The organism is Syntrophotalea sp. (assembly GCF_050253115.1).
GTDB lineage: Bacteria > Desulfobacterota > Desulfuromonadia > Desulfuromonadales > Syntrophotaleaceae > Syntrophotalea > Syntrophotalea acetylenica.
The window spans coordinates 1-23,617 of sequence record NZ_JBFWJQ010000031.1 but is presented as its reverse complement, the minus strand read 5'-3'; the positions used below and the strand labels follow the sequence as shown (position 1 = coordinate 23,617).

Annotated in this window: 17 protein-coding genes and 2 pseudogenes; 10 read left to right on the top strand and 9 right to left on the bottom strand. The window is 60.3% G+C overall.

Annotation, left to right across the window (positions count from 1 at the left end):
* Positions 1-396, bottom strand: a pseudogene (locus AB7E65_RS05235) (class I SAM-dependent rRNA methyltransferase); the annotation flags it as partial.
* A gap of 116 nt (positions 397-512) precedes the next feature.
* Between AB7E65_RS05235 and AB7E65_RS05230 the strand changes: the two are divergent.
* Together AB7E65_RS05230 and AB7E65_RS05225 are read left to right on the top strand one after the other, a co-directional pair.
* Entirely contained in the window at positions 513-1,166 is a 654-nt protein-coding gene (locus tag AB7E65_RS05230) for a hypothetical protein (protein ID WP_072285628.1), read from the top strand.
* Between the two features lie 167 nt (positions 1,167-1,333).
* Positions 1,334-2,155 (top strand): class I SAM-dependent methyltransferase, encoded by an 822-nt coding sequence (locus AB7E65_RS05225; RefSeq protein WP_072285629.1) that lies wholly within the window; start codon positions 1,334-1,336, stop codon positions 2,153-2,155.
* 76 nt (positions 2,156-2,231) lie between these two features.
* Here the strand turns inward: AB7E65_RS05225 and AB7E65_RS05220 are convergent, their stop codons facing one another.
* Entirely contained in the window at positions 2,232-3,665 is a 1,434-nt protein-coding gene (locus AB7E65_RS05220) for an HD domain-containing protein (protein ID WP_235605447.1), read from the bottom strand.
* Between the two features lie 207 nt (positions 3,666-3,872).
* Here AB7E65_RS05220 and AB7E65_RS05215 point away from each other — a divergent pair, with 207 nt between their 5' ends.
* Positions 3,873-4,256, top strand: a complete 384-nt coding sequence (locus tag AB7E65_RS05215; protein WP_428745401.1) for a TraR/DksA family transcriptional regulator — start codon at positions 3,873-3,875, stop codon at positions 4,254-4,256.
* Between the two features lie 27 nt (positions 4,257-4,283).
* Here the strand turns inward: AB7E65_RS05215 and AB7E65_RS05210 are convergent, their stop codons facing one another.
* The 5 genes from AB7E65_RS05210 to AB7E65_RS05190 form a co-directional block, all read right to left on the bottom strand.
* Positions 4,284-4,631 carry a histidine triad nucleotide-binding protein gene (locus AB7E65_RS05210; protein WP_428745400.1) on the bottom strand — a complete coding sequence of 116 codons (348 nt, stop codon included), beginning with the start codon at positions 4,629-4,631 and terminating at the stop codon, positions 4,284-4,286.
* Positions 4,606-6,729: an ATP-binding protein gene (locus AB7E65_RS05205; protein WP_428745399.1), complete on the bottom strand. Its 2,124-nt coding sequence runs from the start codon at positions 6,727-6,729 to the stop codon at positions 4,606-4,608. The genes AB7E65_RS05210 and AB7E65_RS05205 overlap by 26 nt, the downstream gene beginning before the upstream one ends.
* A gap of 260 nt (positions 6,730-6,989) precedes the next feature.
* The gene (locus AB7E65_RS05200) at positions 6,990-7,745 is read right to left on the bottom strand and encodes an SAM-dependent methyltransferase (protein ID WP_428745398.1); all 756 of its coding nucleotides are present in this window, start codon (positions 7,743-7,745) and stop codon (positions 6,990-6,992) included.
* Positions 7,742-8,500, bottom strand: a complete 759-nt coding sequence (locus AB7E65_RS05195; RefSeq protein ID WP_320360686.1) for a TlyA family RNA methyltransferase — start codon at positions 8,498-8,500, stop codon at positions 7,742-7,744. The genes AB7E65_RS05200 and AB7E65_RS05195 overlap by 4 nt, the downstream gene beginning before the upstream one ends.
* A 32-nt stretch (positions 8,501-8,532) precedes the next feature.
* Positions 8,533-8,904, bottom strand: a complete 372-nt coding sequence (locus AB7E65_RS05190) for a hypothetical protein (protein WP_320360687.1) — start codon at positions 8,902-8,904, stop codon at positions 8,533-8,535.
* Positions 8,905-8,950: 46 nt separating this feature from the next.
* Between AB7E65_RS05190 and AB7E65_RS05185 the strand changes: the two genes are divergently transcribed.
* The 5 genes from AB7E65_RS05185 to purT all read left to right on the top strand — a co-directional run bounded on the left by AB7E65_RS05185 (position 8,951) and on the right by purT (position 18,754).
* On the top strand, positions 8,951-10,975 hold the full coding sequence (locus AB7E65_RS05185) for an ABC transporter substrate binding protein (RefSeq protein WP_320360688.1): 2,025 nt from the start codon (positions 8,951-8,953) through the stop codon (positions 10,973-10,975).
* Positions 10,963-14,010 carry a response regulator gene (locus tag AB7E65_RS05180; RefSeq protein WP_428745397.1) on the top strand — a complete coding sequence of 1,016 codons (3,048 nt, stop codon included), beginning with the start codon at positions 10,963-10,965 and terminating at the stop codon, positions 14,008-14,010. The genes AB7E65_RS05185 and AB7E65_RS05180 overlap by 13 nt, the downstream gene beginning before the upstream one ends.
* Positions 14,007-16,142 carry a putative bifunctional diguanylate cyclase/phosphodiesterase gene (locus AB7E65_RS05175; RefSeq protein WP_320360690.1) on the top strand — a complete coding sequence of 712 codons (2,136 nt, stop codon included), beginning with the start codon at positions 14,007-14,009 and terminating at the stop codon, positions 16,140-16,142. Before AB7E65_RS05180 ends, AB7E65_RS05175 begins: the two co-directional genes overlap by 4 nt.
* 114 nt (positions 16,143-16,256) lie before the next feature.
* Positions 16,257-17,453: a PP2C family protein-serine/threonine phosphatase gene (locus tag AB7E65_RS05170; RefSeq protein WP_428745396.1), complete on the top strand. Its 1,197-nt coding sequence runs from the start codon at positions 16,257-16,259 to the stop codon at positions 17,451-17,453.
* A 119-nt stretch (positions 17,454-17,572) separates the two neighbouring features.
* A complete protein-coding gene (purT, locus tag AB7E65_RS05165) occupies positions 17,573-18,754 on the top strand; it encodes a formate-dependent phosphoribosylglycinamide formyltransferase (RefSeq protein ID WP_072285640.1) in 1,182 nt (393 codons plus the stop codon).
* 500 nt (positions 18,755-19,254) lie between these two features.
* Here purT and AB7E65_RS05160 read toward each other — a convergent pair whose 3' ends face one another.
* Both AB7E65_RS05160 and AB7E65_RS05155 read right to left on the bottom strand, forming a co-directional pair.
* A complete protein-coding gene (locus AB7E65_RS05160) occupies positions 19,255-20,145 on the bottom strand; it encodes a phosphoribosylaminoimidazolesuccinocarboxamide synthase (protein ID WP_320360692.1) in 891 nt (296 codons plus the stop codon).
* Positions 20,142-22,091: a SurA N-terminal domain-containing protein gene (locus AB7E65_RS05155; protein WP_428745395.1), complete on the bottom strand. Its 1,950-nt coding sequence runs from the start codon at positions 22,089-22,091 to the stop codon at positions 20,142-20,144. Before AB7E65_RS05155 ends, AB7E65_RS05160 begins: the two co-directional genes overlap by 4 nt.
* Positions 22,092-22,292: 201 nt before the next feature.
* Here AB7E65_RS05155 and AB7E65_RS05150 point away from each other — a divergent pair, with 201 nt between their 5' ends.
* The gene (locus AB7E65_RS05150; RefSeq protein ID WP_072285644.1) at positions 22,293-23,336 is read left to right on the top strand and encodes a rod shape-determining protein; all 1,044 of its coding nucleotides are present in this window, start codon (positions 22,293-22,295) and stop codon (positions 23,334-23,336) included.
* A 48-nt stretch (positions 23,337-23,384) separates the two neighbouring features.
* Positions 23,385-23,617, top strand: a pseudogene (locus AB7E65_RS05145) (hypothetical protein); the annotation flags it as partial.

The following is a 23,617-nucleotide window of genomic DNA, read 5'->3' as shown; positions in this document are numbered from 1 at the left end:
GGCACGGCTGAACAGCTGAATCATCAGGTAATCGCCATAGCAGTCCACGGTAAGGCCAGGCAGAAAATCCCCTTCACCGTTGACCAGGCGCCAGGCGCTGGTATCGCCCAGGTCGAGATGGCGGCGCCGCAGATCGAGGGCCTGCCGGACCCGGCCCTGGATCCAGTCGGGAGTCAGGTCCATGGGAGAAAAATCCAGCACCCGCGCCACCACCCGGTCGTCGGGATCGAGCAGGGCAGTGGCCAGCTGCCGTCCCGTCTCGTCGGCAAGCTGGATGATTTGACCGGCGGGGGCCTTGGGCCATTGCCGGGTATAACGATCGGCAATCACCCAGGGATGGCCGAGCTGCAGCATCTGCGCCGTCTGGGGGCCAACGATGAAAGCGGATTTTTGCATGCGATCAGATCCTTTGACATAAGCCGGGTTTCCGGCTGGAAACGCCACTCAAAAAGCTTTATTCTAACCGCCATTGCCTTCTCAAGCCAGAAGGTTTTGCGATAGAGGTAGAATCGATGAACGAAACACCCAAAACCGCCGCAGAGTCGCATATCGAAACCCTTATGGAACATCTCGAACCCGGCTCCGATCGCTACCGGGTGCTCGATGTGGCCCGCCGCTTCAAATCGTCCTGGGTCGAACTTGGAGAAGAGCTTCTCAAGGTCAGCCAGGCGTCCCTGTACCGGAGTTGGGGCTATGATTCCTTTGAGGAATACTGTCAGAAGGAAATCCGTATCCGCAAACCAACAGCGCAGAAGCTGACCCAGGCATATCGCTTCATAAGCCGCGAAGAGCCCCACCTGCTGGCCGAGGGCTCCCCCCTGCAATCGGTACCTGACTACCGCAGCATCGATCTGCTGCGGCAGGCGCGCGAGGAGCAGTCTTTTTCCGAGGAAGACTACGCAACCTTGCGACAGACTGTCATCGAACAGGAACGCAGTCATCCGACGGCTGTCAAATGCTTCAAGAGCCTCGCCCCGCAGCCCCATTCCGACCGGATGCAACAGCAACGCCTGTTCAGGCAGGCCCTGTCGGCGGCACGCCGGCTGAACGCGGCGCTGGAGGAGATGGATGACATGCCGCCGGAACACCTGGATGTGCTGCGCGATATCGTTGCATGGCTCGATGCGGCGGCGCTCACGATGGAAGAGAACGGAGAGGAAAACTGATCCGGCGCTCATCCGGGAAAACACCCCGGGATGCACATTCCGCTACTTCCCAAAGCCTTGCCATTCATGCTATCCTCCCTGATCCATGTGGGCAGGCCTGTGGATGGCTTTCAACCGGGACAAGCTCCTGCAAGGGTGCTATAATCGATTCATTCCAGGAGAAATGAATGTCCAAGAATTTCAAGGATAAAGTCAGGGAGCAGTTCAGCCGCACGGCGGAAAGCTATGTGCAGAGTCCCGGATTCGCCCACGGTGAGGATCTGGAAGAGGCCGCGCGCCTGCTCAAGCCCACGCAGGATGACATTCTGCTCGACGTGGCCTGCGGCGGCGGCCACACGGCCCTGTTCTTTGCCCCCATGGTGCGCAGCGTCGTGGCCTCCGATCTGGCGATGCAGATGCTGAAGCGCGCGCAGGAATTCATCAGCGAAGACGGCGGCGTGGAAAATGTCACCTTCCGGGAAGCCGACGCCGAGGACCTGCCGTTTCCGGCCGGGGCGTTTACCTTGCTGACCTGCCGCATCGCCCCTCACCACTTCCCGGACGTGCCGCGCGCGCTGGCCGAATTCCACCGGGTACTGCGCCGCGGCGGCCGCATGGCCATCATCGATACGCTGCTGCCGGATGACCCGGAAATCGCCGAATTCATGCATGCCTACGAGCAGATGCGGGACCCCACCCATGTGCGCTCCTACTCCAGACAGGAATGGACGCAGATGGTGGAAGCCGCCGATTTTATCCTGCACGACATCAAGGTCCTGCCCAAGACCCACGATTTTCAGGAATGGGCGCGGCGCACCGGCCTCAACCGCGACCGGGTGCAGAAACTCAATAAGCTGTTTATCGAAGCATCCGCCAAAATCCAGGATTTTTTCCAGGTGGAAACCTTCGCCGGCGAGGTGGAGAGCTTTACCGACCAGAAAATCCTGATCCATGCCAGCCGCCCCGCCAAAAAACCCCACGTGCAGGCAACCAAACAGCAGGAAGCATAAAACCAGGGCCCCGAAGCTCACGCCACGGGGCCTTGTTGCATGCCGCCGACTCAAAAGCCACGCCTTCCTCAGCCCCCTAAAATTCGCCGTCCTGAACCCGGGTGCGCAGATAGCGACGGATATGATTATGAGCGCGGGGCGTGATGCACCACTCCAGCCATTTGGGCAACACTTTGGGATTCATGCCCCGCTCGATTTCAACCTGATCGCCGTCCATCAGCCGCGATTTGAGCTGCCGGGTCTGACCGTTGACGCGCGCCCGCCATGCGAACAGACCGACTTTTTCATGAATGGCAAAGGCAAAATCGAGGGCGCTGCTGCCGGCAGGCAGGGTGCAGATATCCCCCCTGGGGGTATAGACCTGGATCGTGGACGCCGCCAGGCGCAGGCTCTCGGTATCGAAGGCCGCCTCGCCTTCCAGCAGGGATTTCATCAGCTCCCGGAAGTTCTCCCTGCGGAATTCAAAACCTGGCGTCAATACCCCTGATTCGTTAAAACGGGCCAGCTTGTGAGTGGTGATTTCGACCCGCAGCCGGATTTCGCCAGCCTGAACGGTGGTTTTCAGGGCCTGATAGCCAAACGGAGACGGGATGGTGAGATGGTCGCGCAACTTGCCGGGAATGGCGTTGCAGAGTTCGTGCACGACACCCAGGGCCAGATAGGCATCCATGGTACGCGCCACATGGATCTCCAGGGTGTAGAGAGACGATATGCCGCGTCCCATGGTCCGGGTGGCGTCGATGGAAAAAGGCCGCCAGCGGTCCTTCATCGTCGGAGCGAGCCGGTAGTGCTCGAAGGCCTGGCGAAAACTGGCGCGAATTTTCCGCAACTGCGGTTCAACCTGAGTGCGCAGCACCTGCACGACCCGCCGATAGCGGTTGGCCCGGGCGGGGTAGAGGATGTTCAGGGAAAGGGCTTCCATGTGGGAAGCGACATACCCCATGCCGAGATGCCTGGCCAGGGGCACGTAGACAGCGCGGGTTTCCTTGGCGATAAGAGCCTGTTTGCTGGGATCGAGAGCGTAAATGGTCTGCAGATTGTCCATGCGGTCCCAGAATTTCAGGCACAGAACCCGCACATCCTCGATGGCCAGCAGCAACTGCTTGCGGTAGGTTTCGGTCTTGAGCGCCTCGCGACTTAGCTTTTCCGACGAAACCTTGGTCAGCCCATTGACGAGCCGTGCCACTTCCCCGCCAAAGGCTTCCTCCACCTCGGCAAGGGTCATGGGCGTATCTTCCACCACGTCGTGCAGGAGGGCGGCGATCACCGAGGAGAAATCCATCCAGTGACGCGCGGCCTCATGGGCCACCCGCAGCGGATGAATGAAAAAAGGCTCGCCGGATTTGCGATACTGCCCCTCGTGAGCTTTCGATGCGATGGCAATGGCGTGCTGAAAATCCACGATTCCCCGGTCGAGTTCCTCTTCGCTCAACCCGCCTCCGTAGTGGGTCACCAGAAGTTCGAGGATTTCGTTGACCATGCGTCGTTCTTTTTTCTTGTTTTCTGGCACACACCCTCCACGGCAGGTGGCCTTACGGCCTCGGCACAGACCGCCGGACCGGCGCGCTGACCGAAGATGTTTTTTGACTTCCGGACCAACCGGTTTACTGTTTAGGAAGATCCCTCGGCGATACCGCTTCCACCGAAAACTTCCATCTGAAAATTACGTTGTATCCATCCGGAGTTTCCGGATCAGCACTACCCCAAGGAGAACGCCATGACTCAGGAACACACGGAAAACATCCGCAAAAAGCTGCTGGCCCTGCGCGAGGAGCGACTGGATGCCTGTCGTCGCCAACACGCCGACGCCGCCGCCCTGCTCGATAATGGGGTTGCGGATACGGCGGATCAGGGGCTGACCGACAGTCTCCAGGACTACCTGCACCTGCTCGGCGACGCGGCGCGCGAGGAAGTGCTGGCCATCGATGACGCGCTGCAACGCCTGCGCGATGGCAGCTACGGCAGCTGTGAAAGCTGCGGCAAGGCCATCGAGCAGGCACGGCTGGATGTGCTGCCGTTTACCCGGCTGTGTCTGCAATGCCAGCGCCAGGCCGAATGCCAAAAAACCGCCAGGGCCGAAACGACCAGGGGCAAGCTCTGATCGGTGAATAGCCGCCGTGAATGGCACCTACCCCGGAGGCCAGGTCAGAATACGGCCGCCAAGCAGATGAAAATGAAGATGCCAGACGGTCTGACCGGCACCTTCATTGCAATTGTTGACAACGCGGAAGCCGCCCTCGGCAAAACCATGCTGTTCGGCCAGCCGGGCGGCCACCTGGTAGACATGACCGACAAGATCGTTGTCCTCCGCCGCAAGGTCCAGGGTGGTGCGAATATGCTTGCGCGGAATGATCAGGTAATGATGGGGAGCCTGCGGAGCGATATCCTGCAGCACCACCAACCGGTCGTCCTGATAAATGAACGTTCCCGGAATCTCACCGGCTATGATTTTACAGAAAAGACAGTTGTCCGCCATCGTTGTGTTTCTCCTCGCCACCGGCCGCAACCTTGAGCCCCTCGCCGCCCAGGGACAGCAGATGCCACCCCTCGCGCATGGCCCTTCGGCGCAAGCCTTCGTCATGACTGAATAAGATAACCTGCTGACCGGCCGTGTATTGCTCCAGAACCTTCAACGCCTGGCCGCGGCGTTTTTTGTCCAGATTGCCAAGCGGTTCATCGAGTAACAGCGGCAGGCGCAAGGGTTCGTCGCGCAGGCCGTTCAACGCCATGCAGGATGCCAGTTGCAGCAGCATCCGGGTGGCGCTGCCGAAACGCTCCTGGGACAGCCAGTTGCCATTCGGGCCGGGCAGTTGCAGCTGGTAATCCTCCGTAACCCGTACCTGCTCGATGGCGCCGCCGGTCAAGCCTGAGAGCAATCGGGCGAGCAGACTTGCGAAGGCATCCCTGTCGACAGAGGTCGGTTCGGCAAGAGCCTCGCGCAGCTGATCGCAGGCTGTCCGAAGAGTCTCCCTGCGCTGTTTGAGCTGTGTTTCCCGGAGCCGCAGTGCTTCGCCCCGGGCTTCGATGCGCGACCGGGCGTCGAGCAGTTCGTCAAGACCGGAAGGGTTTTGTTGAGCGGACGGAGGGTCCTCACTTTGTTGCGGGCAGGCTTCGGCGCTGACTGTGCCGGAGATTGCCGCACCGCTTGCCAAACACGCATCACCGGTACCATGGGTTTCGGCGGGACCGGAAGATGCGGCATCCGGATGGCCGGTTACGGCTGGCGCTGTATCGAGGCTGCGCAATTGTTCCAGCAATTGCTGATGGCGTGGAAGATTTTTCTGCAGACGCACCATGTCCACCGGCGACAGTGCAAAGCCGAGCTGCTCAAGGCGTTCGTTCAGGACGTTGAGCTGTTCCTGGAGTTCACCTACCCCTTGTTCCAGGGCGTCAATCTGCCGGTCGCTCTGCCGTCCGGCTTCGCGAACCTGCAAACACTTCCGGAAGTGCCAGCCGACCACCGCCGCGGTTGCCAGCAGGCCGCTGCCGGCAGCCAGCCATCCCGATTGCAGCCGCGCCCAGAACAGCGCCGCGGCCCAGACCCCCGCGAGCTGAATCCCCGGTCCTTTCCGGGATGGCATGCGGCAGCGGCGGCGCTCCTCCTGACGCGCGCCAAGGGCGCGTTTCTGCTCCGCCATCGCCTGACGCAATTCCCCGTGAGCAATCAGCAACTCGGAAAGCTCGCATGGCATGTGCCGGGGCAAACCGGTTTTTGCCAGTTCAGCCTCCAGGGCGGCACGCTGATCGTTCAGGTCGCCTTGAACTCCGTGCTCCGCAAGAAGCGGCGTAGCATCCGTCTGGCTGAAAGCCTCCGCGGAGCGCGAACAATCCGTGGCCACCTCGCCTTGCGTCACGATGTCCTGGTCCGACACCGTTTCGCCACCTTCCCGCGCGGCCTCGCTGTTCTGAAGACCCCGGATAGTGTCCTGCAGGGCAAACCATTCCTGTTCGAGTTCGCCCAACTGCCGGGCGATAACCTCCAGCTGTCCGTCTCCGGCGCAGGGCAATCCCCAGGGATTGGCGCTGGAAAGCGCCAGGTATTCGGCCTGCAGGTCTTTCAGGCGCTCCTGCATGGCGCCCGCACCCCCATCAGACAGACAAATCTCCAGATGGTCCGTCGGCAGGCCGCCAACCCCGTTAAAGGTGTCCCGATACAACATCGCTTCGAGAAATTCACGCTGACACAGTCCCAGGCCGTCCCGCAGGCAAGCCAGATAGGCTGCCCGATCCGCCACGGCGTCCGCAGCCTCCGGAAAACCGCAGAACTTCTGTTGCAGCTCGCTGTCCAGAGTCCCTTCGAACCACTGCACCTTGCCGGACACAAAATCCCGAGTCACCCTGATGCGCCGTTCGCCAGACGTCAGAACCACTGCCGCCCGGCACATTCCGGGACGCTCCCAGGGCATGATTCGCGCCACATCGGGGGAACCGAACAGCACCGACGGGACCGCCTGCGCCAGAGTGGATTTGCCGGATTCATTGGGGCCTGACACCAGGTTCATGCCGGGTGCGAAATCAATGGCTTCATCCACAAAGCATCCGAAGGCCTGCAGTTCAAGCCGCAGCAGCATCATAAGGCGTCTCCATGCGAGGATTGCAGGCGAATCCGGATTGCCCGCAGCACGGCTTCCGGTCGCCGTGGTTCGATTCCGGCGTGGCCCGCTTTTCGGGATCCCACCCTGCGCAGCAGCCGGCCGGCCGGCTGGTCATCGCATCTGCCGGTCGCAGGTTCTTGCCACGCGTGAAAACCATATCCGAAATGCAGATCGGCAGTGTACGAAATACGTATCATATCCATCGTGTCGGCAGGATGAAAAGGTCAAATCGCGACAGCTTAAACGGGGCGGTGGCGGTGCCCACCTTCCCGGCGCTTGTCCCACCATCCGCGATCGGCTCGGGCGCCAAGCGCTTCGCCGGTGATGATCAGGGTCAAATCAGCCCGCCCCTGCGGCCCCCAAAAGGGACCATGCTGCGCCTTGCCGGCGATATCGTCAAGCGTGCCGATCAGCAGGCGCTGCCCCGGCAAACTGACCCTGTGAACCAGTGCCACGGGCTGATTGCAGCCATAACCGCTACGCAGCCGTGCGACAAGCTCCGCCAGAGGGTAATGATTCATGTAGATCAGCAGCGTCACGCCCGGCCGTGCCACATCCTCCAGGGACGGCGCCCCGGGACTTTCGGCCAGTGCCCGCGTTGAAACCAGGATCGTGCGGGTGCAGGAACCGGACAGGTTCAGGGTCCTTTTCAGAAGGGCCGATGCGGCATTGGCGACGCCGACGCCGGGTACCACCTCGGCCCTGTCGCCAAGCGCTTCGATCAACGCCTGAAATGGCGAAAAAAAAGTCAGATCCCCCGGCTGCAGGAAAACCACATCGCCTTCTGTCAGCAGCATATCGAGCCGCGCCAAAAGATCGTCAAAACCAAAATCAAAGGGATCGAAAACCGGCCGGTCGCCGATCAGGCCTGCAAAGGTTTGATCCAGGGGCGGGAAAGTAAACACCGCCCGGCAGCGTTTCAGAAGGGCCGCCCCTCGCAGGGTGAGCAACATCGGATCGCCGGGTCCGGCGCCGACAAAACAGACACGGTTCACGCGTCTGCCCCCTTGCGCAGATAAATCAGAAACTCGCGATTGCCCTTGGGTCCCAGAATGGGGCTTTCCGTTATCCCCAGCACCTGGCAGTCAAGGGTTTCGGCCAACTGCGCAATACGCTCGACCACCGCCTGATGCTGGCCTGCATCCCGGACCACCCCCCCCTTGCCGACCGCGCCCCGTCCGACCTCGAACTGGGGTTTGATCAGGGCCACCACCTCGGCCCGATCGGCCAACAGCGCCAGGGTCGCGGGCAACACCTTGTCCAGGGATATGAACGAGGCATCTATCACCGCCAGGACAGGCCGTTCGGACAGGGCCTCGGGCCGCAAATGCCGGATATTGGTGCGCTCCAGATTGATGACACGGCTGTCCTGGCGCAGCGACCAGGCCAGTTGTCCATAGCCGACATCCACCGCATACACCCGCAGTGCACCGCGCTGCAGAAGGCAGTCGGTAAACCCGCCGGTGGATGCACCGACATCCATGGCGACCTTGTCCGACACATCGATGGCAAACGTCTCCAAGGCTTTTTCGAGTTTGAGTCCGCCGCGGGACACATACGGGATGTCCTCACCTTTGAGGCGCAGGGACACATCTGTGGATACCTGGGCGCCGGCCTTGTCGACGGTGTGGTGATCCACCACAACCTGGCCGGCAAGAATCAGGGCTCGTGCGCGTTCGCGGGATTGCGCCATGCCGCGCACCACCAGCAGCTTGTCAAGACGTTCCTTCTGGCCCGTGTTCTTCCCCATTTCGTCTCCCGATTCCATTTTATCCGCAGGTATCACAGGGTAGCATAGCCCCCTGTGACGGGCAACCGTTTTGCCGGATCCCCGGTGCCGGCCGCCGCTTCCCGCACATCCCTCGCGGGGACCGCCCGCGGCCCCATTTTTGCATCCCTGTCCCGGGTGGCCGTCACGCCCCGGTCCCGACACACCCTGAATATTCGCAGTCTGAGAAACCGGCCCGCGCGCCTGGCTTGCTGTTTTGCCGAAAGACCTGAAGTCTTGACCGTCACGGTCACTTTTGTGGAGGTACCTGCAATGACAATGCGATATCGCGCCCCCCTTCCGGCAAAAACCCGATGCCCCTCGACATCCTTAGCCCCAAGGGGCAACCGGCCGACAATCCTGGCCGTTGTGCTGCTGGCATGCATGATCGCCCTTGGCACCGCACCGCTGCCCTGCCAGGCAGGCGGCCCCTTGAAAGTCGCTTTTTTGTACAACAGCCCGGTCGGCGACGGTGGATGGAATCATGCCCATGAACTGGCCCGCCTGAAGCTCGGCCGCGCCTTCCCCTCCGTCAAAACCCTGGCACTGGCCAGTGTTTCGCGGGAAGATGCACCCGATGTCATGGAAAACCTGATCCGGCAGGGGGTCAGGGCCCTGTTTGCGACGGACGCCGGATTTTCCGCGGCGGCGGCCCGCCTGGCCGGCCAACATCCCGAGATCATGTTTTTTGTGTGCGGCGGCCGCTACCGCGCCCCCAACGTCATCAGCTATGGCGGGAAAATACACCAGCCGGCCTATCTTTCCGGCATCCTCGCCGCCAGCATGTCGGTCAGACAGCGTCTCGGTTTTCTTGGGGAAGCGGCCGATCCTGCCGCGGTACGCGCCCTTAACGCCTTTGTCCTCGGCGCCCGCTCGGTACGGCCCGCCATCGCCGTGGAGGCCGCCTGGTGCGACGGCCCTCCCGAGCAGGCCGCCCGCCTCGTCAGAAAATTCTCAGGCAACGGCGTGGACGTGTACTTCAACGGCATCCGCCACGCTTCTCCGATGCAGGTCGCCATGGACCACGGCATGTTCGCCATTGGCTACGCCACCGACCTGTCCCGGTACGCCTCGGAGCGGCTACTGACCTCCGCCATTTATGACTGGTCGGTTTTTTATGCCGAAGCAATTCGCGCCCTGCAAGCCGGAACCCTCCCCCCCGGTTCCAGATACCAGGGACTGGAAACCGGCGTCACCGCTCTGGGCACCATCAGTCCGCTGGTGCCGGTGAAAGTGGTGCAGCAGGTCAAAGCCCGGGAAAAAGCCCTCAAGGAAGGCCGCCTGCAGGTATTTTCCGGTCCCATCCACGATGCCTCCGGCCAGCTTCGTGTTGCCAGGGGCACAAGTGCGAGCGAGACTCAGCTCGACGTTATGGACTGGCTGCTGCCCGGCATCCGCATCATCGCACCCACAAGGCTCGAATCCAGCGACAGGATCAGGGTTTTCATCGTCCAGAGCTACGGTAACGATGATGTCTGTGGCATCCCGCAGGAAATCGGGATAAGGGAGGTTCTGCGGCACCGTTTTGGAAAGCGGCTTGATGTCCGCGTCCACTACATGAACACCAAGACCGTCAACAGCAGCCCCGGGCGCATGCGCACCGAAGCCGCACGGGTTTTGAAAAAGATCCGCGCCTTTGCCCCGCAACTGGTCTTTACGCTGGACGATAACGCGTTTCGGGAAGTGGGGCTGCAACTGGTCGGGCAACCGTTTCCCGTGGTGTTTTCCGGCTTGAACGGGCAGCCTCGGGATTACCACCGCGCCGTTCCCTTCCTGGACCGGCAGGGCCTGCCGGTGCGCAATGTCACCGGGGTTTACGAAAAGCTGCATCTGCAGGCGGCCCTGAATGTCATGCGGGAAGCGATGCCGGATCTTCGCCACGTCGTAGCCCTGCTTGACCGGACTCCGACCGGCCAGGCGATTCGCAAACAGCTGCAGATCGAAATGCGCGGTGCCGCAAACGGCATCCGGCTGAGCATACGCAGCGTCGCCACCATGCAGGAATACCTTCGGGAGATCCACGCGATCAACGCCAGTCCGGAAGTGCAGGCGGTGTATCCGCTGGTGCTGAGCATCAAGAATAAAAACAACCAGAGTATCGGCCCTCACGAAACCCTGCGCACCTACCTGCGCCACTGTCGCAAGCCAGGCATTCCCCTGAATTTTTCCTTTGCGCAACTCGGGCTGTTCGGCGGCGCCTCCGTTGATTTCGCCGCCATGGGGCAACAGGCCGGCAACATGGGCGTCAAACTGCTGCAACACCACGACATCCGAACCCTGCCCATCGAATCGGCCGAGCGCTCCGTCATCACCTTTAACACCCGGCGGGCCGCCATGCTGGGCATCGAAATCCCGCACACGCTGCTGACAAGCGCGGAACTCTATACCAGCATGCCGCTGCTGAAAACATCCGGTTCTGCTTCCGCGGGAGCCAAGGGAACACCATGCAAAAAATAGTTTTTCGCAAATCCCTGACCTGCAAACTGCTGCTGGCCATCCTGCCGATGCCGATGCTGATTACCCTGATAGGGTTTCTGATCTTCGGTCGCGTAACGACCAATCATATTCTGCAGAACGGGCATACCAAGCTGCAGCAACTGGAACAGATTCACCGTGGGCTGTTCATCGCCCAGCTGGACAACTTCCGTGAGCAAAGCCTGCGCATCGCATCCGACAACCAGCTCATTATTCCGCTGAAGCTGGATGTTTCCTTCCAGCTCAAGGCCTATCTCGACCTGCTGCGCGAACAGAACGACCTTGCCTGCCTCGCGGTTTTCACCCCCGAGGCGGTGCCGGTAGCCGCCATCGGACAACTGCCGCAGCACAATCCGGATCGCCTGGCCAGCTATCTGAACCGGGCCATTACCCGCGAGCCTCTTGCCTTTTTCTCCGACATGGCGGACAAGGGAAAACCTTCCCGGCTGGCGATGATGACCTACACGCCGATCCTTTCGGGAACCCGGGTCATCGGCGTTCTGTTTACGGGCAAAACCCTGCGACTGGGACCAGCCTTCACCAACAGCCTGCTGGTCGGTTTCGGCACGGTGCAATCCCGCAGCAACGACTCGGAGTTTTTGCTGCCGCTGGTCCAAAGCGCCCGGACGCGGTCCTTCGGGGGATTGGTCCGGTCGGACAATCCGGCCGTTTTCGCGAGCAAAATGGCCTTGCCGTTCCATGATGAGAAGAACTGTTTCCTGCTTACCGGACTTGACCTGAGCCGTGACCTCACTGCCAATCGGCGCCTGCTGCTGTACGGCATGGGCAGCAGCGCCATCGTCCTGGTATTGGTCGTATTCTACGCCTTGCTGCTGAGCCGCCGTCTGACGCGGCCATTGCGGCAGATCGTGCATATCGCGCAACGCATGCCGGCCGAGCTGCAAACCATTGCCTGGCCGGCGGCAACGGATGATGAGATCGGCATCCTCAACGGCTCCCTGCAGAGCATGACCGCGCAGCTGAAATCGACCATCGACCAGTTGCAGCAGGCCCAGCAACGGGCCGAGGAGGCCAATCGCGCCAAATCCCAGTTCCTGGTCAACATGAGCCATGAAATCCGCACCCCCATGAACGGGGTTATGGGCATGACGGAACTGTTGCTGGACAGTCCCCTGGCGGACAATCAGAAACAGATCGCCGAATCCATTGCCCAGTCCGGCCGGGCATTGCTGCACATCATCAACGACATCCTCGATTTCAGCAGACTGGAAGCCGGAAAACTGCAATTTGAAACCATCCCTTTCGATATCTGCCGGCTCATCGAGGATGCCGTCGGCCTGTTTGCCGTCAAGGCCCAGGCCAAAGGACTGGAACTGGTTCTGGACATTGCCGGTGAGCTGCCTCCGGTGCTGGTGGGCGACCCGGGCCGTTTGCGCCAGGTGCTGGTGAATCTGCTCAGCAACGCGGTCAAATTCACCGACCGGGGCTATATCCTGATCACGCTGAAATGCCGACCGGGCCACGACGGGACAACCCTCATTCACATCGATGTGCGCGACTCCGGCATCGGCATCCCGGCAGAGCATATCCCCCGCCTGTTTCAACCCTTCTCGCAGGCCGATGGCTCCACCACACGCAAATACGGCGGCAGCGGTCTCGGACTGTCGATCTGCCGCGATCTGATCGGGCATATGGGCGGGCACATCGCTGTCCGCAGCGAGCCGGGCCATGGCTCGCATTTCTGGTTTGAACTGTCTCTGCCCAAAGATCCTGCCGGTCGAACCGGCATGCTCGCCGGGATTTCGGAATTCCGGAAAAAACGGGCGCTGGTGATCGATTCCCATCCGCTGGTCCGCCGCAGCATCAAACGCCAGCTGCGCCGTTGGGGACTGGCCTGCATTACCGCGTCGAATGGCCGCCAGGGGCTGGAATTGCTGACCATGCAGAATTTCCATTTCGTACTGACCAACGCGACCTTGCCCGATTTTTCGGGGGAAGAACTGATGCGCCGCATGGCCTCGCTGGCATCCGTGCCGCCGCCACAGGTCATCATCCTGAAACCGGCCGGATACCCTTGCCCCGCATTCGATGGTGACGGCATAAGGTTCATCGGTGATATCAGCAAACCGGTACGTCCTTCCGAACTGCTGCTGAACCTGACCACGCCCCCTGCCCGGCCGTCGGCGGCGCCCGAGGAAAACACGGATCCGGTTTCTTGCGGCCGCCCGGAAAAGACCCGGCCGCCCCGGGCCCGAATATTGCTGGCCGAGGACAATGAAGTCAACCGGCAGGTGGCTGTCGGCATGCTCGAAAAATATGGCTGCGCGGTAGATACCGTCGGCGACGGGACGAAAGCCCTGCAGGGTTTCAAGACCGGCAACTACGATCTGGTTTTCATGGATTGCCAGATGCCGGATATGGACGGCTATCAGGCCACGCAGATGATACGGCAATGGGAAAAACGAAACCGCCCGGCGGCTACACCGATCATCGCCATGACGGCCCATACTCAAAGCGGCGATCGGGAGAAGTGCCTCGCCGCAGGCATGGACGATTACCTTGGAAAACCCTTCACGCTGCTCCAGGTCGGGGCCATGCTGAACCGGTGGCTGAGCATCCTCGACCATCGGCGCAGTTCCGGTGATGAAACCGTGGATGGATCCTTTTCGCTGGAACCCGGGCAGGACCGGCAATCGCCCCCGCCTACGGTTGCCATCGACCGGACCAGGCTCGACACCATCAAATCCCTGGAGGGGCAGCAGCAGCCGGGGTTGCTCGCCCGGGTTATCCAGATCTACCTGAAGGAATCGCCCAGGGTTTTGCAAAACATGGAACAGGCCCTGCAGAACGGCCACATGCGCATGGTTTTCCAACTGGCCCACACCCTCAAATCGAGCAGTGCCAATCTTGGTGCCCTGTCCCTGGCCGATCTGTGCCGCAAAATGGAAGGCGCTGGAGACCTGCCGCCCAGCCAGCGCGATCGGTTGATGGCATCCATCCAGAACGAGTATAATCGCGTTCAATTCGCCCTGATCCAGGAAGGAGGCCAGGGATGACAGCGGAAAACCTGAACCATGCCGCGATGATCCAGATCGTGGATGATGACTGCAGCATGCGCCTGCTGGCCCGCGCCACCCTCGAGCAGGCCGGGTTTTTGGTTATCGAAGCCGAAGATGGCGCCAGAGGTTTGGCCCAGTTCCGCAGCATGCGCCCCGACCTGATGCTGCTGGACGTGGTAATGCCCGGCATGGACGGGTTTTCCGTGTGTCGAACGCTGCGCGGCCTGCCGGAATACCAGGACATCCCGATCATCATGCTGACCGGGCTGGAAGATGCCAACCTCATCCAGAAAGCCTTTGATGCCGGCGCCACCGATTTTATCTGCAAACCGATCAACTGGCTGCTGCTGCGTTACCGGGTCATGCACATATTACGCACCGCCCGTCTGCATGAAGACCTCAAGGCCAGCCGCAGTCGCCTGTCCCTGGCCCAGCGTATTGCCAAACTCGGGCACTGGCAGCTGGACTTCGATTCGGGGCGTTTTACCTGCAGCAGGGATCTTCGCAACCTGCTCGGGATCGAGGATAAAGCCCGCCTCTCAAGTCCCGAAGATCTGTTGCAGACCGTTCATCCCGATGACCTGCCCCAGGTGCGGGAAACCCTGGAGCAGGCTATCGCTTTGCGCCAGCCCTACCAGGTCCGCTATCGCATCATGGCAGGGGAAGAGGAGCGCCATATCAGCAGCCAGGGCGAAATCGAAAAAACCGATGCCCGCCGGCCCCGCGCCATCACCGCCATCGTACAGGATGTTTCCGATCTCCAGCAGGCCGAACAGAAAATATTCGGTCTGGCCCACTTCGACACTTTGACCGGCCTGGCCAAACGCCGGTTTTTCATCGACACCCTGGACGCGGCCATCGATTCCGCGCGGCACAACCATGCAAAGCTGGCCGTGCTGCTGCTCGACCTGGACCGTTTCAAACGCATCAACGAGTCCTTCGGCCACATGATCGGCGATCAGGTGCTGCTGACCATCGCCAAACGCATTCGCCAATGCCTGCAGCAATGCGACATTCTGCTCCCGGGCAATACGCTCTGCGATTATTGCATAGCCCGCTTCAGCGGCAATGAATTTGCCATTCTGCTGCCCGAAGTGCTTGACGAGGAACAGGTCAGCCAGATCGCGCGGCTCCTCATAAAAGCCATCGCCCAACCCTTCAGCTTCGGCCATTGCGAGGTCTTGCTCACTACCAGTATCGGCATCTGCCTGTTTCCCGAAGGCGCCGACAGCCAGGAAGACCTGATCCGCCACGCCAACATTGCCATGCAGGATGCCAAAACCCGGGGCCGCGACACGTTCCGCAAATATCATCCCGCCATGGATGAGCCGATCCAGGACCACCTGATTCTTGAAAACGATCTTCGCAAAGCGCTTAAAAACGACGAATTCGTCCTCCACCTTCAGCCACAGGTCGACATGCGCAGCGGCCGGATTTTCGGGGCCGAGGCGCTGATCCGCTGGAAGCATCCCCAGCAGGGCCTGAAGCCCCCCGGGTCCTTTCTGCCGGTCGCCATTGAATCGAACCTGATCATCGACATCGACCGCTGGGTTTTGGGCCAGGCCTGCGATCTGATCGCCCGCTGGCGGACCGCGGGCCTGGGCGACCTGCGACTGTCGGTAAATGTTTCGGGGCAACTGTTCGCCCATGACAACATTGCCGATCTTGTCGCAGAACTGATCCTGCAAAGTGGTATCCGCCCCTGCCAGCTGGAAATCGAACTGACCGAAAACACCATCATGCAGAATAACCTGAAAACCGTCAGCCACCTGAGCCGCCTCAAAAACCTGGGGGTGCAGATCGCCATCGATGATTTCGGCACCGGCTACTCCTCCCTCAGCTATCTGCGGAATTTTCCCATCGACACATTGAAAATCGACCGATCCTTTATCCGCGATCTGACCGAAGCCCCCAGCGCCATCGCCATCACCCGGGCGATCATCGCTCTCGGTGAAAGCCTTGGCCTGACCATCATCTGCGAAGGGATCGAAACGCCTCACCAGAAAGAGATGCTCATGGATCTGGGCTGCCACCACGCCCAGGGTTACCTGTTTGGCCGGCCGGACACCCTCGAAAGTTTCACCCGGCGTCTGCAACGCCAGCAACAGCAGCCGGCGCCTTTCGCATAAGCGGCCGCCATCGGACGCCAGCAAGACCCGAAAGCTTCTTTATCGACTATACTTTACTTAGAAGAGAGTCTCGGGAGCAACCCATCGTCATTTACCAACCGGGGATAGCGGCCCATGCCGGAAAAAATACTGCTCGCCCGAAAAGTCACCCCGACCACCGACCGCCTCTACCGCATGCTGCGGGAAAAAGGTTATTTTATCCTCAATGCCTCGGATCTTGACGAAACCCTTCACGCCCTGCGTGAGCGTCCGGACCTGCTGATGTTCGATACCGAAATTGCCGAGAAACCGAGGCCGGAGCAGTGGCCGCCGATGATCCGTTTTTTCCGTGAACATCCCTTGCCCTGCCTGCTCTTTTCCTCCAACGGGCGCCATCCGATTCCCGTCAAGCCGCTGGCTCCCTGGACCACCGACAGCCTGCGGCATCCCGTCGATATTCGGGAGGTGGAGTACAAAGTCGCCAGTCAGCTGAACCTCCGCAGGTTGACCTACGAGCGGGATCTCGCCCAGCGGCTGCTGCTGCAAAAGCAGAAGGAACTGGACGAAAACCGCCGCTCCGCCGCGCAAATCCAGCGTGCCCTGCTGCCGACAGGGCAGCCCGCCAAGGCAAACCTCGATTGCGCCTGGAGCTTTATCCCCTGTGAAAAAATCGGCGGAGACCTGTTCAATATCATCCCGTTGACGGACGAATTCCTGCTGATCTATCTGCTTGACGTGAGCGGCCATGGCGTTTCTGCCGCGATGGTCACCGTCTCGGTTTTCCAGAGCCTCTCCCCAAGCAGCGGCAGGTTGTTCAAAAATCCGGACACGGCGGGACGCGGCCGCCAATGCCTGTCGCCCTCCGCGATTCTTGCCCAACTCGAGAGGGAATACCCTTTCGAAAGGTTCGGCAAGTTCTTCACCATCTCCTGTCTGTTGCTGCACACTCCGAGCGGCCGCCTCCGATACAGTTCCGCGGGACATCCGCCGCCGGTGTGTATCCGCCGTGCCGGATCTCTGGAGTTGCTGGCCAGCGGCGGATCGATCATTGGCGCTGGAGCCCGGGTTCCCTTCGAGGAGGGGGAAATCATCCTTGAACGGGGAGACCGGGTGTTCCTGTATTCCGACGGCATCATCGAACATGCCGATGCCCAGGGGGACATGTTCGGACCGCAGCGTCTTTACCGCAAGCTGCAGCAGCAGAGCAAACGCCAACTCGCCGCGGCCTGCGACCAGATTATCGAAACACTGCGCACCTTTGGCCAGAAAACACCTTTCAGAGACGATGTGACCCTGCTCGGCATCGAATTCGGCGGTACCGGAAAACCCTGAGCCGCTGCCCTGTCTCGCGATCCGCGGCACTGCCGGGTCTTGACAAGACACCGCCCATTGGGCATATTGCTGGACCATTCTGTCAGCCGGCCACAGACCTTACCATCGGGAGAGAAAAAATGATCGGGACCCCACTGAAAAAATCCGCCACCAGGTTGCTGATGCTCGGATGCGGCGAACTGGGCAAGGAAGTCGTCATCGAAGCCCAGCGGTTCGGCATCGAAACCATTGCCGTGGACCGCTACGCCGACGCGCCCGCCATGCAGGTGGCGCATCGCAGCCATGTCGCCAACATGCTTGACCGCGAAGCGCTGGAACGCATCATCAAGCAGGAAGCCCCGGATCTCATCGTCCCTGAAATCGAAGCCATCGACACCGCTTTTCTGCTGGAGCTGGAGCAGCAGGGATACCGCATCATACCGACGGCGCGGGCCACCAACCTGACCATGAACCGCGAGGGCATCCGCCGCCTCGCCGCCGAGGAGCTTGAACTGCCGACGGCGTGCTACCGTTTTGCATCCAGCTACGAGGAATTTCGCCAGGGGATCGAGGACATCGGCCTGCCCTGCGTAGTAAAGCCGATCATGAGTTCATCCGGTAAAGGCCAGAGCACAGTCAAATCCGCCGACGACATCGATAAAGCCTGGGACTATGCCCGGCAGGGAGCGCGCGGCGCCGGCGAACGGGTCATCATCGAAGCCTTTATCGCTTTCGATTACGAAATCACCCTGCTGACCGTGCGCCACATCGACGGCACCAGCTACTGCCCCCCCATCGGCCATCGCCAGGAGGGCGGCGACTATCAGGAATCGTGGCAGCCGATGCCGATGACGGACAAGGCCCTGGCCGAGGCCCAGCGACAGGCGCGGGTCATCACCGAAGCCCTGGGCGGCGCTGGCATTTTCGGCGTGGAATTTTTCATTCAGGGCGATCGGGTGTTTTTCAGCGAAGTGTCGCCCCGCCCCCACGACACCGGCATGGTCACCATGGTGACACAGAACATGTCCGAATTCGAACTGCACGTGCGGGCCATTCTCGGGTTACCGATCCCGGCCATTGAACTGCTTTCTCCCGGCGCTTCCCATGTGGTCCTCGCGTCGGACCGCCAGAACGATATCCGTTTTTCCGGGGTGGAGGACGCCCTGCGCGTGCCGGGCAGCAAAGTACGCCTGTTCGGCAAACCCGACAGCCGCCCCGGACGCCGCATGGGCGTCGCCCTGGTGGTTGCCGACAGCGTCGATAGCGCCCGCCAGTTGGCGAAGGAAGCCGCTGCCAGAATCAAGGTTGAGCCGGCCGAATAACTTTTCGAAACCAGTTTTTACCTGACAAGGGGCCGGAGTCGTAACAACGCCGGCCCCTCACCCCTCACCCCATGCCCCCGTGACGAATCGCCGTTTACCTGCACAATCAAGATAACATGCGACAACGGAGCGGCGTCAAGAAGGACACGCAGGTGGCAATCATTCGGGTGATGTTGTAAAAGCATCCGGAACTGGCCGGTTATGCGGCATACAGCCATTGCGACCGGATCCACCTGCGGTGCAACTGGGGCGACTTCGCCCGCCTGCGGCATCTGCCCGGCGAGAATCGCTGGAAAATGGATTTTTATCTGAACCGCGAGCGCTGGCGTCGTTACGATTTTACCGGAACGCTGGAGGAGTGCCTGGAGCTGCTGAACGAAGCGCCGCACTATCTTTTCTGGGAAGGATAAAGAGCAGGCAGGATAAAATCAGGCGAAACAAAGGCGCGTCACACACTGACGCGCCCTTGCTTCGCCCTTAGTGGATAGTCAGGTCCCCTGTCAGGGTTTCTGGCCGGTGATGCGGAACAGGGCTTCGAGATATTTCTCGGAAGTCTTCAGAACGATATCGTCGGGCAAAGCGGGTGCGGGGGCCTGCTTGTTCCAATCGAGGGTTTCCAGGTAATCACGCAGGAACTGTTTGTCGAAGCTCGGCTGCGCTCCCCCCATGCGGTAGGCATCCTTCGGCCAGAAACGCGAGGAATCCGGGGTCAGGGCCTCGTCGATCCACAGCAGCTTCCCATCCCGCAGGCCGAATTCGAACTTGGTATCGGCCACGATAATGCCTTTGTCGGCCATCAGGCCGCGGGCGCGGCGGTAGATGGCCAGCGCCACGTCGCGGGCCTGAGCAGCGACGTCGGCGCCGCAAAGCTCGGCTGCCTGTGCAAAAGAGATATTCTCATCGTGGGCACCCAGTTCGGCTTTGGTCGAAGGGGTGAAGAGCGGCTCGGGCAGTTGCTGGCTTTCGACCATACCGGCGGGCAGATCGATGCCGCAAACGGTGCCCTGACGGCAGTATTCCTTCCAGCCCGAACCGGCCAGATACCCTCGAACGATGCATTCGACAGGCAAAGGCTGCGCTTTACGCACCAGCATGCTGCGCCCTTCGAGCTGATCCCTGTAGGGGCGGGTTTCAGCGGGGAAATCGTTCACGTCGGCCGATACCAGATGGTTCGGGACCAGATCGGCGAAGGTTTCGAACCAGAATCTGGAGATCTGGGTCAGAACAAAGCCTTTATAGGGAATTCCCTCGTTCATCACCACATCAAATGCCGAAATACGGTCACTGGTCACGATCATCAGGTGTTCGCCCAGATCGTAGATATCGCGTACCTTGCCCTGATTGACCCTCTTCAGGCCGGGGAAATTCGTCTGTAAAACAACCGGTATCATAGTGCTTTCTCACCTTCCAGAATGCTTTGCAAGGCCGGTTCGACCTTGATGTTCGCTTCACTTTTGAGTTTCTCAAGAAGCTCGCCGAGCATGCTTTCCTGCTTGCTCGCCAGTACCGAAGTCCGCAGTTCGTCGCGCATCTGTTCGGTCAACTTGGAGGGATCAGCCTCCACCCGGTTCGTCAGGGAAACGACAACGAACCGGCCGTCGAGGTTGAAAACACGATCGGCCGCCGGTTTTTTCAGTGTCAGGCCGAAGGCTGTACGGGCCAGTTCCTCGGAGTTGCCAAGACTCGGAACGAAATTGCCATAGGAACGTGGAAACAGCCCGGTTTCACCCATTTCAAGGGATTGTCCGCGAGCGAGATCCGACAGTTTTTTGCCGGCCTTCAGCTCTTTCAGCATGGCTTCCGCGGCCTGTCGGGCCAACCCGACACTTTCCTGCCGGCGATAGGCCCTTTCCACCTCGCCGCGCACCTCATCGAGGGCCGGCACAAAACTGGCGCGTCGCTCCTTCACGACAAATACGATGGCGCTGCCATCCCGCACCACGGGTCGCGACAATTCGTCTGCCTTCTGGGCAAAAGCCGCCGCCGTCAGTTCTTGGTCGTTGCCCAGCCCGTCGATGGCATCGCCGCGCCCAAACAACCCGGTTTCCCGGATCCGCAGGCCGTTCGCCTGAGCCACGGCATCGAGGTCACCGCTCTGCCGCTGGGCGCTGTAGGCCAGCATGGCCTTGTCCAGCGCCATCTGGCGGGCAAGATCCTGCCGCAAGCTGTCGCGCACTTCATCCCGCACATCGTCCAGCGGCTTGACGCCGGCCTCGATGCGGCCTTCGCACTTGATGATGTGAAAACCAAGGGGCGTCTCGACGACGCCGCTGATTTCACCAGGAGCCAGGGTAAACGCTACACTTTCAAACTCGGGCACCATGGTGCCGTGGGTGAAATAACCGAGATCCCCGCCTTTTACGGCGCTGGCGGCGTCATCCGAATGCAGCCGGGCCAGCTCGGCGAAATTCTTGCCGGCACGGGCCTTTTCAAGCACCTGCTCGGCAAGTGCGCGCTTTTTCCGGCGGCCGTCCTCATCCAGAGCGGGCGTGGTGCGAAACAGAATATGCGAAGCCTTGACCTGTTCGGCCACCCAGTAGCGGTCCTTGTGCCGTTCGTAGTAATTGCGGACGGCATCCTCCTGAAGGGTCACGTCACCGATATATTTTTCCGGGGAGAAGACAACATAGCGCAGGGCAGCCTTTTCGGGCTTGCGAAACTCTTCCCGATGTTCGGAAAAATAGGACTTGAGCAGGTCATCATTGACGGCGACCTTGTTTTCGAATCCGCCGGGGGAGAATTTTACGAAACCCAGGGCGATCTTTTCATTCCGGTTGCGATACTCGGTTTCAATATCCTGATCGGTAACCGCGGCCTCCTGCCGAATGACATCCATGACCTTCGACAACAGCAACTGCTCGCGCATGCTGCGCTCGAATGTCCGCGGGTCCAGATGCTGATAGGCCAGAACCTGCTGATAAAGAGTCCTGTCGAACTGGCCATCTTTCTGGAATGCGGGAATTTCGGCAATGGCCTGCCGCAGCTCGGCTTTGCCCACTTCAAGGTCCCGCCGATCGGCTTCCTGCAGCAACAGCAGCCGGTTGACCAGCATGTCATGGGTCTGAGCGTTGAGTCCCAGCTGTTTTTCGATCTCCGGCGGCAGGCTGCGGCCGAAGCGCTGCTCCATCTGCTGGCGAAGGTTCTGGTAGGCCATCTGATATTCCGCATAGCTGACGGCGTCGCCATTGACATGCAGGACGGCATTGCTGTCCCCGCCAGGTCCGCTGTCACCCTTGCCCCAGACCAGGAAAATCGTTCCAACAAATGCGGCAATGATCGTCCAGAAAACGATTTTGACGAGCACTGAACGCTGCTTTTTGCGTATCAGGTCAAGCATCTCGGCGGGCTCCTTTGCGTAAAGTTTCACATAAGAAAAAATAAGGGGAAATGTTAGTCAATCGGCCTCGGAATTGCAACTGATTTCTGCCTTTTGGACCTTGAAATAAGGTCGGCTTTTTGCTAGTGTTAAGCTCATTTTTTCAGGCACCTGCCTGGCCGTCCCCATGTCGGGGACGGGCGAAAGGAGAAACCCGCCATCATGTTCAATCTTTTCGATTCCATCCTCGGCTTGTTCTCAAATGACCTGGCGATAGACCTTGGCACCGCCAACACCCTGGTTTACCTCAAGGGCAAAGGTATCGTGGTCAGCGAACCTTCCGTGGTCGCGGTACAGAAAGACAGCATGGGACAGAAGAAAGTCCTGGCCGTCGGCATGGAAGCCAAAAAGATGCTCGGCCGGACGCCGGGCAGCATCGTCGCCATCCGTCCCATGAAAGACGGCGTCATCGCGGACTTCGATATAACCGAAGAGATGCTGAGATATTTTATCCGCAAAGTACACAACCGCAAGACACTGGTAAGGCCGCGCATCGTCATCTGCGTCCCTTCCGGCATCACCCAAGTGGAAAAGCGCGCCGTCAAGGAGTCGGCGGAGTCCGCCGGGGCGCGTGAAGTCTACCTTATCGAGGAGCCGATGGCGGCCGCCATCGGTGCCGGCCTGCCCATCACCGAAGCGTCGGGCAACATGATCGTCGATATCGGCGGCGGTACCACCGAAGTGGCGGTCATCTCCCTGGCCGGGGTGGTCTACGCCAAGAGCGTGAGGGTCGGCGGCGACAAACTGGACGAAGCCATCGTGCAGCATCTGAAGCGTAAATACAATATGCTCATCGGGGAACGCACCGCCGAACAGATCAAGATAGAGATCGGCAGCGCCTACCCGGAAGACGAAATACGCACCATGGAAGTCAAGGGACGCGATCTGGTGTCTGGCATCCCCAAAACCCTGGAAATCGATTCCAGGGAAATCCGCGAAGCCCTTACCGAAACGGTCAACGCTATCGTCGAGGCAGTGCGCATCGCCCTGGAACGCACGCCACCGGAACTGGCGGCGGACATCGTCGACAAGGGTATCGTGCTTGCCGGCGGCGGTGCCTACCTGCGCAATCTCGACATGTTGCTGCGGGATGAAACCGGACTTCCGGTGGTCATCGCTGAAGACCCCCTGTCCTGCGTCGCCCTCGGTTCGGGCAAGGTGCTGGACGAACTCGACCTGCTGCGGCGCGTCACCGTCACCTCCTGAAAAACGGTGCCGGGACACGCCACATAGCATTTCCGGCAAAAGAGGGCCATGCGCCCTCTTTTGCATTGCGATACAGGGTTTTTCATGCTGGAGCTGCTCCGAAAATACCGCTCTCCCCTGCTGGTCGTCTTTCTGATCATCTTTGCTCTGCTGGTCTATTCTTCACGCCTGCGCAAACAGCCGGAAACCACCTTGTTTGAAAAAACCATCCTGCAACTCGCCAGTCCCCTGCAACGCGTGTTCGACTTCTCAACGGCAAGACTGGGCGACATCTGGAGCCA